The organism is Mesorhizobium sp. WSM4846, assembly GCF_055811415.1.
This window is the reverse complement of sequence record NZ_JBVVPZ010000049.1, coordinates 1-15,176: the sequence shown is the minus strand read 5'-3', so window position 1 is coordinate 15,176 and position 15,176 is coordinate 1. Positions and strand designations below refer to the sequence as shown.

The 15,176-nt window shown below is 56.7% G+C and carries 9 protein-coding genes and 3 pseudogenes; 5 read left to right on the top strand and 7 right to left on the bottom strand.

From position 1 onward, the window contains the following. Window positions 1–387 precede the first annotated feature (387 nt). Together AC0L15_RS28410 and AC0L15_RS28405 are read right to left on the bottom strand one after the other, a co-directional pair. Window positions 388–708: pseudogene (locus tag AC0L15_RS28410) on the bottom strand (transposase); the annotation flags it as partial. Window positions 709–806: 98 nt separating this feature from the next. Continuing rightward, complete coding sequence (locus AC0L15_RS28405; protein ID WP_473497791.1) at window positions 807–1,358, bottom strand: hypothetical protein; 552 nt, start codon at window positions 1,356–1,358, stop codon at window positions 807–809. A 607-nt stretch (window positions 1,359–1,965) separates the two neighbouring features. Here AC0L15_RS28405 and AC0L15_RS28400 point away from each other — a divergent pair. After that, window positions 1,966–2,298 (top strand): DUF3768 domain-containing protein, encoded by a 333-nt coding sequence (locus AC0L15_RS28400; RefSeq protein WP_473497789.1) that lies wholly within the window; start codon window positions 1,966–1,968, stop codon window positions 2,296–2,298. Window positions 2,299–2,758: 460 nt separating this feature from the next. Here AC0L15_RS28400 and AC0L15_RS28395 read toward each other — a convergent pair whose 3' ends face one another. From AC0L15_RS28395 to AC0L15_RS28385, 3 genes and pseudogenes are all read right to left on the bottom strand, one after another. Further along, complete coding sequence (locus AC0L15_RS28395) at window positions 2,759–3,853, bottom strand: esterase-like activity of phytase family protein (protein ID WP_473497787.1); 1,095 nt, start codon at window positions 3,851–3,853, stop codon at window positions 2,759–2,761. A gap of 665 nt (window positions 3,854–4,518) precedes the next feature. Continuing rightward, window positions 4,519–4,637: pseudogene (locus tag AC0L15_RS28390) on the bottom strand (IS5/IS1182 family transposase); the annotation flags it as partial. Between the two features lie 1,010 nt (window positions 4,638–5,647). Next, window positions 5,648–5,734 (bottom strand): annotated as a pseudogene (locus AC0L15_RS28385) (recombinase family protein); the annotation flags it as partial. Between the two features lie 2,657 nt (window positions 5,735–8,391). On the opposite strand from AC0L15_RS28385, the gene AC0L15_RS28380 reads away from it, so the two are divergent. Both AC0L15_RS28380 and AC0L15_RS28375 read left to right on the top strand, forming a co-directional pair. Then, window positions 8,392–9,441 carry a zinc metalloprotease gene (locus tag AC0L15_RS28380; RefSeq protein WP_473497785.1) on the top strand — a complete coding sequence of 350 codons (1,050 nt, stop codon included), beginning with the start codon at window positions 8,392–8,394 and terminating at the stop codon, window positions 9,439–9,441. Between the two features lie 16 nt (window positions 9,442–9,457). Then, window positions 9,458–12,193 carry a trypsin-like peptidase domain-containing protein gene (locus AC0L15_RS28375; RefSeq protein ID WP_473497783.1) on the top strand — a complete coding sequence of 912 codons (2,736 nt, stop codon included), beginning with the start codon at window positions 9,458–9,460 and terminating at the stop codon, window positions 12,191–12,193. Window positions 12,194–12,265: 72 nt separating this feature from the next. Here the strand turns inward: AC0L15_RS28375 and AC0L15_RS28370 are convergent, their stop codons facing one another. Further along, window positions 12,266–12,883, bottom strand: a complete 618-nt coding sequence (locus AC0L15_RS28370; protein ID WP_473497781.1) for a recombinase family protein — start codon at window positions 12,881–12,883, stop codon at window positions 12,266–12,268. 250 nt (window positions 12,884–13,133) lie between these two features. On the opposite strand from AC0L15_RS28370, the gene AC0L15_RS28365 reads away from it, so the two are divergent. Continuing rightward, complete coding sequence (locus tag AC0L15_RS28365; protein WP_473497779.1) at window positions 13,134–13,304, top strand: hypothetical protein; 171 nt, start codon at window positions 13,134–13,136, stop codon at window positions 13,302–13,304. A 700-nt stretch (window positions 13,305–14,004) separates the two neighbouring features. Here AC0L15_RS28365 and AC0L15_RS28360 read toward each other — a convergent pair. Continuing rightward, a complete protein-coding gene (locus AC0L15_RS28360) occupies window positions 14,005–14,439 on the bottom strand; it encodes a GFA family protein (RefSeq protein WP_473497777.1) in 435 nt (144 codons plus the stop codon). 137 nt (window positions 14,440–14,576) lie between these two features. On the opposite strand from AC0L15_RS28360, the gene AC0L15_RS28355 reads away from it, so the two are divergent. After that, the gene (locus AC0L15_RS28355; protein ID WP_473497775.1) at window positions 14,577–14,741 is read left to right on the top strand and encodes a hypothetical protein; all 165 of its coding nucleotides are present in this window, start codon (window positions 14,577–14,579) and stop codon (window positions 14,739–14,741) included. Window positions 14,742–15,176 lie beyond the last annotated feature (435 nt).

Genomic DNA, 15,176 nt, shown 5'->3' with positions numbered 1-15,176 from the left:
AGGGATGACTGCGTGTGCGGCCAAAAGCGGTCGAGGAAGGAATCGGAGTCGATTCCTTTGTGGCGGGCTGGCATTGAGATTTCTCCGGCAGAATGGAGTGTAGGAATATGTTCCTTTTTCATTCTGCTGGAGTCAAGCCCTTACATTGCCGCCCGACTCTGCACATATAGAATCCAGTCACTTCCAACGGGGCGTTGAGCTGTGGATCTTGGGCTCATCAACAAGTTCGAAGAGTATTTTGGGAAGACGCTCACCAAGCTCTTGGTGTTCGTCGCTTGCGCGGGCGGCTTGATAGCGATTCTGAACCGCGCCGGGTTTGCCGAGGCCGTTTCGTTTGAGTCACGCTGCCATGGCCGGCTCTTCGAGCATGGCGTAGTAGCGTGCCTCGGCTTCCGCCGGCGGGATGTTGCCGATGGGCGAATATGCCGACGCCTTGCGCAGGATCTCGTTGGCCTGCCGAAGCTCCCGGTTCTCCCGCTCCAGAGCCTTCAGCTTCTCGGCAACCTCGGTGGGAAGGCCGGCGCGCACGCCGCTGTCCACCTCAGCCTTCTTCACCCACTCATTGAGCGACTGCGCCGTGCAGCCGATCTTTGCCGCGATCGAGGACACCGTCGCCCAGCGCGAACCATGCTCGCTTTCGTGATCCAAAACCATGCGCACCGCTCGGGCGCGCACCTCGGGAGAAAACCTGTTCGTCGTCTTGCTCATGATGGCTCCACCTTCTCAAGGTTTGGAGCCTCCGGCAAACCCGGCGCGGTTCAATTCCGGGCACCGCCTGGAGCGTTAAATCTAGGGTTGCACTTAGATCAATCGGTCTTGGGCTTCGGCTTGTAATTTAGGATTCGATGTTCTGACAGGGCGCCCATTGGCATGCCGAAAAATCTGAATACGCTCTCAGGGACAATGCCTGGTTCGCCAGGCGATCCCTTGAAATGTTCAGTCGCTTTCTCGATTGCCTCATCGCGATCCTCTACATTCACGTAGAGAACAGCGGCACCAACGTGAAACACCCAACCATTCGCCATCGCAGCCCTCCCGACAATACCGAGATAAGAGGGTAGCCGAATGGTCTTGGCAAGACGAAAAATGCCCCGTACTCTTCGAAGAAGAAGATAGGCGTCCAGTGGGACGGCGCCTGAAACATCGCGGATGTATCTGTGGTGCTCACCAGTGTGAAATACCATTTTCACACTGACGACGTCCTCGGCTGAATGAACTATTCGCTTACCTACGGACCTAACCTGGAACGAGGTTGTGTTGTTGATCGATGGACGGCGTGACAAGGTTTCGGCATCGAAGGCTGCATAACAGTCGTCTCGCCGATCGTCGCGGTCGAGCCGCGACAGCGTCCGCTCCATGGTGTGCGCCGGCGGCTGTCCTGTGCGCAAAAGGCACCTTCTGAGCCAGTCGAGTTTGCCTCCGACCCTGATCTGTCAGCACGAGATCGTGCAGCTGACGGATCACTACCTGAGCCCGCAGATCTTCGACCTCGTCGTGTGATCGAGAAAGCTCGCTTCATGGCAGGTCTTCTTCCTGGTCCGGCCATCACTGTCCCGCCGCAGCTCATTTACAACTGATGACTCCGACCTGACCCGGTATCAGGTCGGCTCGACAATAGGAATATTGTCCTGTGTCCTGATCCCGACCGGAGGGGCGCCCATGTCGGGACGTCAGTCGAAGGTCGATGGTCGTGGACGGCTCGTGGGCGGGTAGGGAAGTCGTTGATCAGCCCATGTGTGAGCGGCTCGCGGCCTCGAGTGTCGATCATATTGCGACAGTGGCCGGGAAGGACAACCAACTGTGGCGGTGGAGTTCGGGAGCGGTCCCGGTCGACGGGCCCTCGGCTGCATTGCCTGCGTCTGACGCGGGCTAACCACTCCAACCTGACAAGAACTCGAATGCAGGAACTGACCGGCAATGGCGCCGGCCAGAAAGGACCAACCGTGTCCAGAAAGGGGAAAGACCATGACGAATCAGAAACGAGAAACGCTCTTTAGGGAAGCCACTGACATCAGCCGGGCGCTCGACGAGACCGTCCTCGAGACCAGGCTACTCAACGACGACTTGAGAATCCGGCGGCTTGGCGGGACCATCGTCATCACCACCGGGATAGCGTCCCTCGGTCCCTCGGCGATCAGGGATATCATCTCGGCCATCACCGCGTTCGATAGTTTCACTCGCGAGAACGATCCCTATGGCGAGCACGATTGCGCGGTCATGACGGTCAGTGGGATCAAGATCATCTGGAAGATCGATTACTATGACCTAAGCCGCCGTCAGCTCGACCTTCCAAGCTGACGCCCATGCGGTTGGCGACTTTATGATCTCCACCATCCTTCCGCGACAACATTCGTCGCAAAGGACGTGTCATGAGTCGTCAGAGGCCTGTGCCTTGGCGAGAATCTCCACATCGTGGTCGCGTCACTCAGCGGCTCTGCTGCCGGGTCGCCAGTGTCGTGTTGCCTCAAGGTTTGTCACCACTGAAGCGGATGTTTCCCCTGGGCCGGTGAACTGCATGACCCTCAAAAGGAAATTGCATCGATATTAGAGGTTCGATCTAACTGAGATCGACTTCCCGGCGATCGGCACTTGCGCGATTCTCGAGGCTGGGACTTTGCTGGAGGAAGCGAACGGCAATGTTTCCGCAGATTTTGACCATATCAGGTGAGGGCCCCGAACGATCGGACTAGTCGGAACAGGGGTGAAGTCGATCCGCAGCGTGATCGCTGACTGTGCGCGAGGCGCACGCTCGCAAACGTCATTCCTTCGAAACCGGCTCCAGCACGAATGCCACGAACTGCGTGAACTGGCCGTCCGCGTTGAAATTGTTGTCCGAGGCGATCACCAGCGTGCGCTTGCCGGCCACCTCAGGCCCGAAGGTGGAGGCCTCGATATTGTCGATATCGAGCCCGAAGTCGCCTTCGCCGATCTTGATCAAGTGCTGCTTGATCAAAGGCACGACGGTCTGGCCGTTCAAAGATGCCAATCCCTTGACGTCGGTCGCGCCGGTGAGTTTGGCAAGATAGAAATTTATCTCGTTGCCGATACCCAGCGCAAAAGAGCGCTCGACGGTCAGTAAGGTATCCCGGCTGACGGCCAGGAGGTCCGACAGGCCGTTGTCGTTCAAGAACGGATTCTGCGTTGCCTTGGTGAATATCTTCCCCGTCTCGTACACATATTCGGCCGCTACGGCCCCAGTGGCGATGTCGAGGCCGACAATGCGGCTCGGGCTACCCGCCTCCAGCGTCGCCTTGTCGCCATCCTGGATGAGTGCGTTTTCCGTGCCGGCCCACAGCGTCTTGCCATCCGCCGAGATGCTCAGGCTCTCAAAGGCAAGGTTGCCGCGAACGCCGCGCGTGCCATCGGCATTCGGCAGATAGGCTTCCGGCAAGTCGAACGCCTTGACAAAGGTGCCGTCGAGATTGGCCTCGTAGATCGCCGGCCTGTCTGCTGAATCACCTTCGCTCGACCAGAACAATCGCTTCGACGCTGCGTCGACGCGGATTGCTTCCGGACCGATGTTGTTGGCGGCGAACGCCTTGCCGTCGGCGCCTGTCAGCTGGTGGGAGGAGACGATGTCGACACTGGCGACACCTTTCTCGCCTATCGCAAGTTTGAGCTTGTAGATCCTCGCAGGCGCCCTCTCCGAGCGGTCGTCGGATATTGCATAGAAGAGATCGCTGCCGGCGTCGTAATCGAGGCCCGAAATGCCGCCGAACTCGACGCCGGCGATCTTCAGGCCGGTCGGAAGCACGACCTGGCCAAGCAGCATCGGTTTCCCCAGACTAAAGTCCTGGGCTTCTACGGACGGTGCGAAAGCCGCGAGAAGCGCCGCGCCGGCTAAGGTGCGCATGATTTTCATTCTTCACCCTTGGTCGGAGTATCGGGACCATAGCCCGTTGGGGCATGAGGAACCAACGTCGTCTAAATTAAATGCCTGCACTGATGCCGACGCTTGCGAACATCAAAGGCAACATAAGTTTGCAAGCGAGTTTCCACCTGACTAGGCCAGCGCGCCACGACCGGCAGATATCGACGAGTAAAGTAGTGAAAGTTTTGCTCCGAAGTTGGAGCCCTCTGCGCTGGGCGGCGGACCGTAATCGAATGATCCTATTCCTTAATGCAGTAGTTGGGAACCACGTAGGGTGGAAGAATGCTAAACGGCAGGGATTTGCCGGGTCCCTCTCCAGTCGTTGAGTTTTTCACCATGGTTTTCGTGTCACCCCCGTGCGCGCCTGAGATATCGCCTGGGACGACACCGGCGTGTGGATATACTGCATGACCATGGGGGCAAATTCTCCACCGTCAAGGTTTGGCTTTCTTTGCCACCTTGGGAGTTCATTTTGAATTTTTCGCTCCCTGCGTGTCCAAAAATCATCTTTCCTGCTGCAGGCTCAAATGCTGCCCAACCCTCTGGACAATTTGAGGTATTGAAGGTCACAACCCCCTTGGAAGAAGTTTTTGAAGTTGCTGAACGAGACCTTCATCTGTAATCCCCGGGTTAGTTAGGGTACGGACTCATAACCAGTAGCTGACGGTTGCGGCGATGCAGACGGTGGCGAGGAAATTCTGCGCGAGACGGTCGTACCGGGTGGCGATGCGCCTGAGTCCTTGAGGCGGCAGTACATGCGCTCGATGAACCAATGCGATGGTTTCCTCGGTTTGGCGAAGCCCCATCCTGTATTCTTGCCAAAGCCGGGTGCTCGCACCTGTGGTGCTGAATCCCGAGGCGCGTGACGGGCTCCATTGCACCGGGGAGGCGGATCAGCTCGTCGCCCATCGAATATTTTCTCACTTCAGTTTGGTGGAAGATTCCACAGCGAGTCTTGACGATCAAGGAAAATGATGTTCGGCCCCGAATTGCGGCCAGCTCGTACGGAACCCCGCCCGGGTACTCTTCTGTTACGAATTCCGTCACGGGAGTTGTTTGATCCGCAGCAGTAACGAAGTCGTCCTCCACGTTTGTCGGGGGACCATCCTCAAAATCCGAGGCGTCAACATCGGAGTGGATGGCTGGTGAGCCCCCAACCAGCAACCGGCACTCTACCGCATTCAGATCGACATTCTCCGGCCGAAGCATTGGCCTCATTAGCGCGCCTTGAGCATCGCGATGCCGGCGGCCCGTCGTATGCGCAAATTCGTGAGCCCAAATGGGAAATTCGGTCGGGGAGCCGGCGCGCCGTATTGGCGCAGCCCGCTATTCGAGGAGCGAACCCACTACACCAATCAATACGCGATACAACGTCTATAGTGCCAGGTCTTCCCGCGTACATTTTGAAATCGGATGAAGAGGAGATCACGTCGGGGAGATCATTCGGGCCTCCTCTGGCTGACCTTGAATTAGCCTCAGCCTCACGCCACATGCCTCGAACACCCGATTTACCTTAAGCACTAAGTCGGAGAGACTTTGCGTGCCAAGTTGATCGATTATTTAGGGATGTTGCCGCACGCTAATCAGGTGCTCTATGGTTTGAGCTACCGCAGGCGATGGAGCCAACCAAAGGAGTAACGCACCTAAAAGAGCCGTTTCCAGAGATCTCGAACGCGGATTGACCATGGGGGTGCCCCAGAGAGGTCTTCTGCAACGATGCATAGCACAGCTTCAATCCGAGACGTTGCAAGCGGCATCGTTAACAGCCGGTCGTGTCAGGCCGGCAATGAATGCGACATCGCGCGAGAGCCGGTCGAGCTTCGCAACCAGCACCGGGCGCGCAGCGGCGAGAGCGGCTGCAAGCAGGTGATTACCCTGAACCAGTCAATTCGGGACCGGCTATGGAAGCGGGTCGAGAAGACGGCAGGCCCACCGCCGAAGGGCATTAGGAAGCTGGGCGTGCAATAAGTCTCTATCATGGGCGGCCACGGCCTGTTGAACAAGGATCCCGTTGCGCCTTGAGCATGGCTTTGTCGCCGTTTGTCGGACCCGATGGTGATGGTGGGTCCGCCGAGGTCGAGATAGCCGCGATCCCACAGATCGGCTCGATGATACGCCAGCGACCGATCACAGTTGGCAACCCGGGGGCGCGGTCAAGGAAGGTTGCCATAAGCATGTCGGCCAGACCTTGTTCCTCCCTGACGCCTTGAGAAGGAGACACAAGCGACGGAATGTTTCACAAATTGGGATCCGCTGCCGATTGAGAGCAGCCTGCGGGCGAGGCAGGACGGTCAGTGTATCGCCGCAACCTTACCCGGACCTCGCGTGATCAGAAATTTGAGCTCTGCTTGTCTGGTCGCACGGGCTGTAGTTGCAGGCACCGGATCGATGCGCGTGTCTATGACACGTTGCACTGTCATGCAATACTAATCGCGAACACGAGGTGGGTGCGCATATCGCCAATCTCAGAATAACTCTAATGGAATGGTGCCAGAGTCATTGGCCAAGGAGGAGCATGGCAGATCTCGCGCAAACGGCCACAATCGAATGGGGAGAGTTCTCGCAACTGGCCGCCGTCCCGGCTCATTCAAAGATTGCATCTGTCGTCCAGGCGCCGGATGGGCGATCCCTATCAATTCTGTTAGAGGGTGTTGACGCGCGGTGTGACGGATCGGGACAAAAATCCGCCACGGCCGTTCTCGTGGGATCAGTTGAGGCGAACATCCCTGCCTCAACAGATTGGACCGCCACGCGGGGAGACTTCAGGGGTCAACTGGCGTTAAGTGAGGGAGCGCGAGCAACAATTCAGTTTGGACTAGCGCGCGCGACCGACGCCGAAACCATGGTAGCTTCACTTGATGGGGGAGGCGACAGCGTCGATTTGATCCGGACGCTTTATAGCCCGGCGGAAGCCGTCTGGCCGACCGTCGGGAGCGAAGCTGTTTCTTATGCTCCGCTAACGGTCTCTGTTCAACTCACGGTCTCTTGCGCCGGCGCTGCGAGCGCCGCCCTCGTTGCGGTTGATGCCATTGACCTGGAGCTATGGGTTCGCTGATTTTGAATTCTTGATGCCTCAGACGGCACCCACGCCAGCGTCTCCGAATTGTCCTCGAGCTCCGAGGAGGCCGTCCTGCGCGCGACTTTTTGTTGTCATGCATGTCTGTCATAAGACAGACCGGTCCTAAGAGCGATGAGCACATCCCTAGGCGGTTTTCAGGTCGTTCTTCGCTGGTATGCGCGGAACGTGGCTGCGGAGGGTTGGCTTCGCGAGCACTCGGCGCAACTGGTCACCACATTGTTGCCGATCAACAACAAGTTGCGATCCGTGCCGCTTTTTCTGAGGGTCTTGCCCGTGGCGCCAATCCGACGAGGACCGCATTGGAGGTAGTAGGCCGCGTCACCAGGGGGACTGGCCGCCGAGAAGGTGGGGTGATCGGGCTCACCACAGTTCAGAGCGACTATGTTGCCCGAGCTCGCTATGAACTGCTTTCCGGCAATCCCGACCAATTGCGGGCCTGTCTGAATCGGGGGCGGCGCGACAAACGTTTCGACCGCACGATCACAGCTGCGATCCGAGATGTAAACCAATCCCTACCAACCTGGTGGCGCGGATCATTGGCCGATATTCCGACAGCCTTGTTTCCGCGCCGACACCATCGCGCTGCACGAGACGTTCGCCGCGCTAGGAGCATCCAAGGACATCACATTTCAGCAGGCGATCGCCAAGGGTGCGGTAAAGGCCTGATGCGATCACGAAGGGGTGGAAGCACACCCCTCAGGAACACTGGCCTTCTGGAGTCAATTTCCCAGCTGAGATTCAATCACCATCACCAGAGTTTGCAAGCTTGTTAGCCTTGAAATTATTTGACTCTGGCACCGACGCTATCCCGCTTGACTCCCAGTCGCCTGACGACATCGACGCTATCCCGCTTGACTCCCATTCGCCTGACAATGCAATTGCAACAGCAGCGAAGGTAGCGCCGACAAATGTTAAGAACATAGTTCGTTTTGTAACCATGGTCCGGAGCTTTCCTCGTTTTTCTTAAATCATACAGAGCCTTAATCTATCCGTAAACCCTCGACTTGAGCCTTGACAACTGCGGGGTGTTTCGATCTTGGCTGATTGAGCTGCTCGCTTAGCGGCGAGCCCGAGCCGTCGTTGCGAGCCTGATCAAGTCGGTGCGAACAAGCAGCGCTAGGCGGAAGTGTTGGAACCGATCAGTTGGTCGGCTATATCGGCCACCCGCCGCTCGGTTCAGGATTATCTCAACACTCTAGACGCCGCCGCACCGGGGGGGCGGCGAGCGCCATGGGGTAGAAGTTCGTGTCGAGATCGTCGAACTGACGGACTCGCATCGCGTTTCGGGTGCTAACCTTTAAAGAGATGGTGATCGACGGAATGAGCAAACTTCTCGGTGCTTTATAATATCGAAACCTAGGCTAGACGGTATTCGCAAATCCGTCTAAAATATCTACTCGCAGCAGAACAACCGGGAGAGTTTGAAGCGAAGGGCGAAATCATGCTTAGTCTTATGCGGCCTGTCTGTATCTTAACAGCAGCGGTATGTATAAGTCCCGCGTACAGTCAGCAAAAGCCTGGTCCCGACCTGCCCAACGTTAAGGTACTCGAAGCTCTGCCGCCGCACCTGAACGCCCGGGTGCTTCGACAGGAACAGATTGTCTTGCCGCCGGGCGCCGGTCAAGAGCTTAGGGCAATTTACGAACAGGCCAAACTCTGGAGTCCCGGATCATCGCTGCTTGTCTGTTTCATGGGGGGGCGGCAGGAACTGCGTGCTCGTATAGCAGTCGCCGCTCAGGAGTGGACAAAATGGGGAAACGTTCAGTTGAACTTCGGCAATGTCAACAATCCGGTTGTCTGTGGACCTGGTGCGGTCTACGACATACGGATCGGTTTTGGTTATGACGGTTACTGGTCTTTGGTTGGGAGAGACAGCATCAACCTGGCTGATCAGTACGAGCAATCAATGAACCTGGAGGGGTATGATATCGTGCCACCCAGCGAGCCCGAATTCTCCCAAGTAGTGCTGCATGAGTTTGGTCATGCGCTGGGTCTGCATCACGAGCACCAGAATCCATTGGCAAGCTGTGAAGAGGAATTCGATTGGAACACAATCTATCAATATCTTGCCGGCCATCCAAACTATTGGTCTAAAGAAACTGTTGATTTCAACCTTCGCAGATTGGTCAACGACGGACGGTATACAACCGTCGGCGAGTTCGACGCCGACTCAATCATGCTGTATCGCTTCGACGCATGGATGTACAAATCGAAGGAGCAGAGCCCGTGCTATATTGCCAAGGACAACGTCACTTTATCGGATGGGGATCAGGCATCCATCCGCGACGCGTACCCAACCGTTAATGTTGGTGCACAATTGGCCGATCGCGGGTCGGATATCGAGAAGTTGCGGGCAGAACTGAAAGCGGCCCCCATTGACGCTCAGACGTTAACCCAGGCGTTGGACCAGTTAAACGCAATCGTCTCTCCTGACCTGTCCATTACTTCGCGACGCTCGATTACTGACAGGTTAATGGCACCGCGGCAGTAGTGCAGGGCGAAGCCAAATGATACTCAGTCATAAGATTCCAACCATGAGAGCGACCTTCCTACCCATGGCCGCTGTGATGATTGTGGCCGGAGGAAATCCTGCATTCTCTGGAACCGCAGTGGTTGATAAACTTTGGGAGCCTGGATCACAACTGCGTATTTGCTTCAAGGGCGGGGACTTGGAGGTGCGCAAGCACATCGCTGAGATAGCGACCGAGTGGACGCAGTATGCAAATATCCGATTTGATTTTGGCTCTCCGAATCAGAACTTCAATAGCTGTATTACAAGTGAGCTGAGCGATATTCGAATTGGCTTTGAGAGGTCGGGCAATTTTTCGTATCTGGGAACAGACAGCAAGAGAAAAAGCACCAACTCAGAACTAACAATGAATTTCAATATCAACGATGTGAACGCGAAGTCTGTCTTCACGCGGTCCGTTGTGCTTCACGAATTTGGCCACGCGCTTGGGTTCATAAATGAAGCGCAATCACCAGCCGCTCGCTGCGAAGAAGATTTGATAATTGATCGCCTAAGATCCAAGTTCGCTTGGGCAGTGGAGTCAGTGGAGTCCAATTTCCGCCGCATCGAGGGGGCTCATCCGCTTACGGCATTTGATCCTCAATCCATCATGATGCACCCCATACCTCCCGAACTTCTCAAGAATGGGATAGAAAGCGCTTGCTACTCGCGTACCAACACCCAGTTGTCCGAACTTGACAGGTCTGCAGCGGCGCTGGCGTATCCTCAAGAAGGAAAAGCAGCGGGAGTTGTTCGGAGCGCTGTGGTACTGACATCAGCAGAACTGCAATCTAGGCGACCGTTCAGAGAATCTCTTATTTCAGCGGGAGTAATATCGCAAGACGAATTGCTTCTGCTGTTTCAGTCTGACCAGGACTCATCTCCAGGGCAAGTTATCGATCGAGCGATCAAACTTCTCGATGAAGTGGTTCAGACCGAAAGGAACAAAGCGCAAGCTGGACCTCTATTAGACGCCATCAAAGCCTTGGACAACGGTGATTCAGTTACAGCGGTTCATATCCTGCTAAACTTGGGACCGGATGCGTCGGCAGAAGCCTACCTAATACTTACGCAAGTGTATCTACGAGAAGCGAAGGATACGGGCGATCTTGGTGAAGCCCAGCGATGGGTTCGCGCATCTGCAGAGAGGCGACACAAGATCGGACAGTACGTTCTTGGCGAATTATACTCCTTCGGAATCGGAACCGCCCAGGACTATGAGCAGGCTGTGACGTGGTTAGAAAGAGCGGCGGAACAGCGCTTCATTCCAGCGCAACTTAGTTTGGCTCGGATTTATATGGGCCGCGACTCTCCTGTCCGAGATTTTGAGGAGGCGGCGCGCTGGCTGCGCAATGCCGTTGAAGAGGAGTCGCCTGAAGCCAAGGCAAAGCTAGCGATTCTCTTGGACCAGGGGCTGGGGGAAACGCGTGGCGCGGCAGCGGACATCTACACTCTTGCGGCCGAGGCAGCCAGCCGAGAGTTGGCGGAAGCCGAGTTCTTTGTCGGCCTCCTTCTAGCGGACGGTTTGGGCGTCAACGCTGATGTAAAGAAGGCAATAGAAAGCATCGAGCGAGCGTCGTCTAAAGGGGTAGGTGGGGCACAGGCTGTGCTGGCGCATGCTTACGAGACAGGGTTGGGTGTACCGGAGGACGCCGCCAAGGCAATGCAGTTGTACAAGCAAGCGGCAAAGGCAGACTATCCCTATGCCCAATATAAGCTTGGGCTGGAAGCGCTTCCGCCCAACCAAGTAGGGGCACCATCCGGTGCCTCATTAGAGTGGATGACCCGAGCCGCGAATAATGGTTACGCCGAGGCGCAACTGAAGCTGGCAGAATTGTATCGTGACGGCGTGGCCGAAAGCGATGGATTCGAAGTTCAAGTGGATCCGGTAGCTTCACAATTGTGGTTTGATTTAGCTTGGCTTAATGGAACCAACGACGTTCGTGATGCAGCCGAAAACGGGCGAGTCCAAGGAGCTGCAACATTGTCGCGCACGCAATGGGCAGAAGCGCGGCGCCGGGCCGCTGATTGGGTTACAGAGCGGGAGATCCAAGGCCCCACGCAACAACTATCCGCAGCCGGGCTTGTCGGCCGTCTCTTCGGAGACTTACCAAACGCCAAGCGTGTCAGTTCCGGCTCGGGTGTAATTGTAAACAAGGTTGGATACGTTCTAACCAATCACCACGTCATACAGGAATGCTTAGGTCTTTCCATCTGGAAGGATGGGCGACACTCGCCTGTTGAGAGCGGTCCGTTCGACACCGCGAATGACTTAGCTGTTCTTAGGTTGAAAACGTCGTCATCTGTATCGGCGAGGTTGCGCGAGACCGTTGGCACGCCTATAGAGAAAGGCCAGATGGTTGTGGCTGCAGGGTTTCCGTTACCCGACGTTTTGGGGGAATTCGAAGTTCGCGTTACATCGGGCGAGATCAACGCAAAAAGTGGACCGCAGACTAATGCATCTTGGTTACAACATTCCGCAAACATCCAACCAGGGAACTCCGGAGGGCCGCTCTTTGATGCTGCTGGAAATGTTGTCGGAATTGTGAATGAGAAACTAAGGCACGAGGTGGCGCCGAACACTTTCTTCGCAATTAAGTCGAACATTGCCGCTGAATTCCTTGAAGTGGCTAATGTGCCATTCGAGCGGGGACGGCTCTCTCGAACTTTGACGACCGAGGACATTGGCAAGTTTGCCGATGGCGTAACCGTTCGGGTCGACTGCTGGCGCTGAGAAAGACTGCGGACGCGCCTCCGGAGGCGGGCCAACGGGGGTTCAGAATCATGCTGGTCAGTAAATTCCCGCCTATAAAAGCAAGTTCGCAGAAGCTTGCCGCCCCAAAATGTTGCGGACGTTCGACACCTGCCATTGGCCATTGCGCGCTGTGCGAACGCCGCGGTTGTTTAGAGCTATTGCCAGGCCACGCAGGCTGGTGATGCCGGACTGCTGGATGGAGGCGATGATCGGCAGCACGGTCTGGGCAAAACTGTCAGCTTCCCGGATCGAGATTTTCCGACCTCTGGCTGCAGCTTCCGCTGTGTTCGTTGGGTTGCCGAGTTTCATGCCAGTGGTCTTGCGCGAGGCGAGGGCGGCTTTGGTCCGTTCCGAGATTAACCGCCGTTCTTTCTCGGCCAACGCGGCGTAAAGGTGCAACATGAACGGATCGGCATTGGCGCCAAGTTCGGCGACGATAAACGGCACCCGCTGGACCATCAGGCCGGCAATGAAGGCGACATCTCGCGACAGGCGGTCGAGCTTGGCCACGACGACCGGGCATTGTGTCTGGCGGGCAAGGGCGAGGGCGGCGGTCAGTTGCGCCCGTCGATCAAGAGCATCCGCGCCCTTTCCGGTTTCGACCTCGGTGAACTCCTGATGATGGCAATGTCCTCGGCATCGGCAAAGCCCCGACGCGCTGGGCCTCAATGCCCAAGCCTGAACGTCCTTGCCGCTGTGTAGAGACCCGATAGTAGGCGACTGCTCTCGTCATTGCTGCTGTTTCCGGGGTGTTCAAACTGCAAACCACTGTTTGCAGTTTGCTCATAAGGCCAGGACTAGCAACTCATGTGTGGCCTACCGGGGAAATAGCCTGCGCTCCGCTCAGGTTTGCTGACGCGCGGTCTTGAGCGTGCTTAGCCGGTGTCCTATAGCCACTCAGGATCACTGGGGTTTTAACATGAACGAAAAACTGACAACGCTCTCAAAACGTCTCAAGGACGAGCAGCGCGATCTACTTCTCGCCGCCGCCGAGCAGAACACAATACCCAGCGCCAGCACGATTCAACGAGTGGCCATGCTTGAGCTCAATATCGCTGCCATTGAGAATACCCTCGCCGACGAAAAATGATCCGAGCGGGGAAATGAGCCGACCAGCCGTCCGACGAGCCGGGCGTGCCACCTACAGGAGCTTCATATCTTCATAGGTGGTCACGAAGGTCACTGATGTGTCCAGTTTTCCTTCCAGCTCATGGATGGAGGTCTCCTTCCAGCGCGCCCTAGTCTTCAGCCAGAAAATTGCTGCAGTGACGGCCTCACCACCTTCACTGGTCGCCTTGCGGTAGAAGCATGAATGCTTCGTTCTGCAATTGCTCAAGCGCCTGAAGCACTTTGTCGTTGCCGGCGAAAGCGTGGCGCAGAAGCTTCCCCCAATGCCGCACTACCCGGCGAGTTTGGGTTGGGAAAGTCTGTTGCGCGGCGATTTCGCCCGCATGGGGGGCAGGGTAACGGAAAAAAATAACGTCAACCTCATGAACCTAGCGCCTCGGTGTCATGCCCGGTCGAAGCGAACCGGTTGCCAGTGTCGGTCACCAGCGGTGAGGGGCAGCGCAGTCTGTCGCATGCACGGTGCGGGCGGTGGCGCACCTGAAGGCAAGCGGAACGGCAACTATCGCAACGGAGGCAGGACGAAACGCACAATGGCAGCCTTGGCGGTTGTCCAGGCAATGGCGCGGATATGTCGGCAGACGATCGATGATCTACCGGATTAACTGGGAACTAGTCGCCATGCTGCTCGCCGCCGCCTTCATTCTGGCGTTGTGCCTGCGTCCTTAGCTTGCGGGCTCAGGTGGTTCTACCTCGGCTTCATTGCCGGAGGCTTCTGCGTCCTTTTCGAACTGCGTTGCGGATGGCAGAGGACTAAGCCAGCTTTCGCGACGTACGGTCCAGAGTTCGTATTCGGGTGTTAGGTCCGTTGGTACCTCGTCGAGGGCCCCGATCATAACCTCCACTTCGTCGTCGCGGATCGACGGCACGCATCCGCCGCAAGTCGAGCAGAAGCTTCTGCCCGCGTACGTACTGGTGAAACCCGTCATTTGCTCAAATGCCTCTCGGGGCCACACTGCAAACGCAGAGAAAATCGACCCGCTGGCTTTGCGGCAGTCGGTGCAGTGGCAAATGCCAACCCGAAGCGGATCGCCGGTCACGCGAAACGTTACGCCGCGGCAAATGCAGCTACCAGTTCGAACTTGCGCGACTTGGTCCACCACGAGGTTCTCCCGACCGCTTCAACGGCAAGGAGGGCGAAAACGTTCCACCTTCCCCAAAGGGGCCGCCGACCGGTCTCTCAACCCGGCTCCTTCCGTCGGCGCTTATTGCGAACGCTGATCAAGACAAAGAACGGTTGTGGAAGCGTGTCCAGGAGCATGCCGGGCAGCCGCCGGAGGCGATGAAGAAGCGGCCGGCGACGCACTGGGTCGCACCTGGCGTTAAGCTGCGCGTCAAGCATCTGCGTGGCGACCACAGCCACATCCGCCATGCATCGCTGCTGGGTTTCAGTGATGAATAAGCTAGGGCGTAAACTCATAAATCGAGCGGCAGCTTCGACCCTTTGCGAAAACTGGGGGTGCGAGCAGGAGAGCGAACTCACATCTCAAAAAGGAAAACCGCTCCCATTAGTACCATAGTCGCTGCCGCAGCAAACCAATAAGACGGTCGGAGTATCCTGCGGTCTGCTCCCGCTACCAACTCTCTTACGAGCATAACCAATCCGATCAAGCACAATAAAATTGCCGCAAGGGCCGACAGAATAAACAGATACATACCGGTCTCCAACCAAGGTCATGTACCCAAGTACATGTATCATCTGTCTGTCGGTGGTTCCAGTCGTGGTCACGGAACGCACTGATCCACTGGCGATGTCGGCTTTCCACCGATAGTGTTGAAGAAGTCGGCGATGAAGCCGTGGATCCACTCGCACCGAAGCGTCTTGATTAAGGTCGAC

Bases quoted from the DNA above. Each gene is read 5' to 3' on its own strand.
- AC0L15_RS28405 (WP_473497791.1), bottom strand. From the start codon at position 1,358: ATGGAGCGGACGCTGTCGCGGCTCGACCGCGACGATCGGCGAGACGAC.
- AC0L15_RS28400 (WP_473497789.1), top strand. From the start codon at position 1,966: ATGACGAATCAGAAACGAGAAACGCTCTTTAGGGAAGCCACTGACATC.
- AC0L15_RS28395 (WP_473497787.1), bottom strand. From the start codon at position 3,853: ATGCGCACCTTAGCCGGCGCGGCGCTTCTCGCGGCTTTCGCACCGTCC.
- AC0L15_RS28380 (WP_473497785.1), top strand. From the start codon at position 8,392: ATGCTTAGTCTTATGCGGCCTGTCTGTATCTTAACAGCAGCGGTATGT.
- AC0L15_RS28375 (WP_473497783.1), top strand. From the start codon at position 9,458: ATGATACTCAGTCATAAGATTCCAACCATGAGAGCGACCTTCCTACCC.
- AC0L15_RS28365 (WP_473497779.1), top strand. From the start codon at position 13,134: ATGAACGAAAAACTGACAACGCTCTCAAAACGTCTCAAGGACGAGCAG.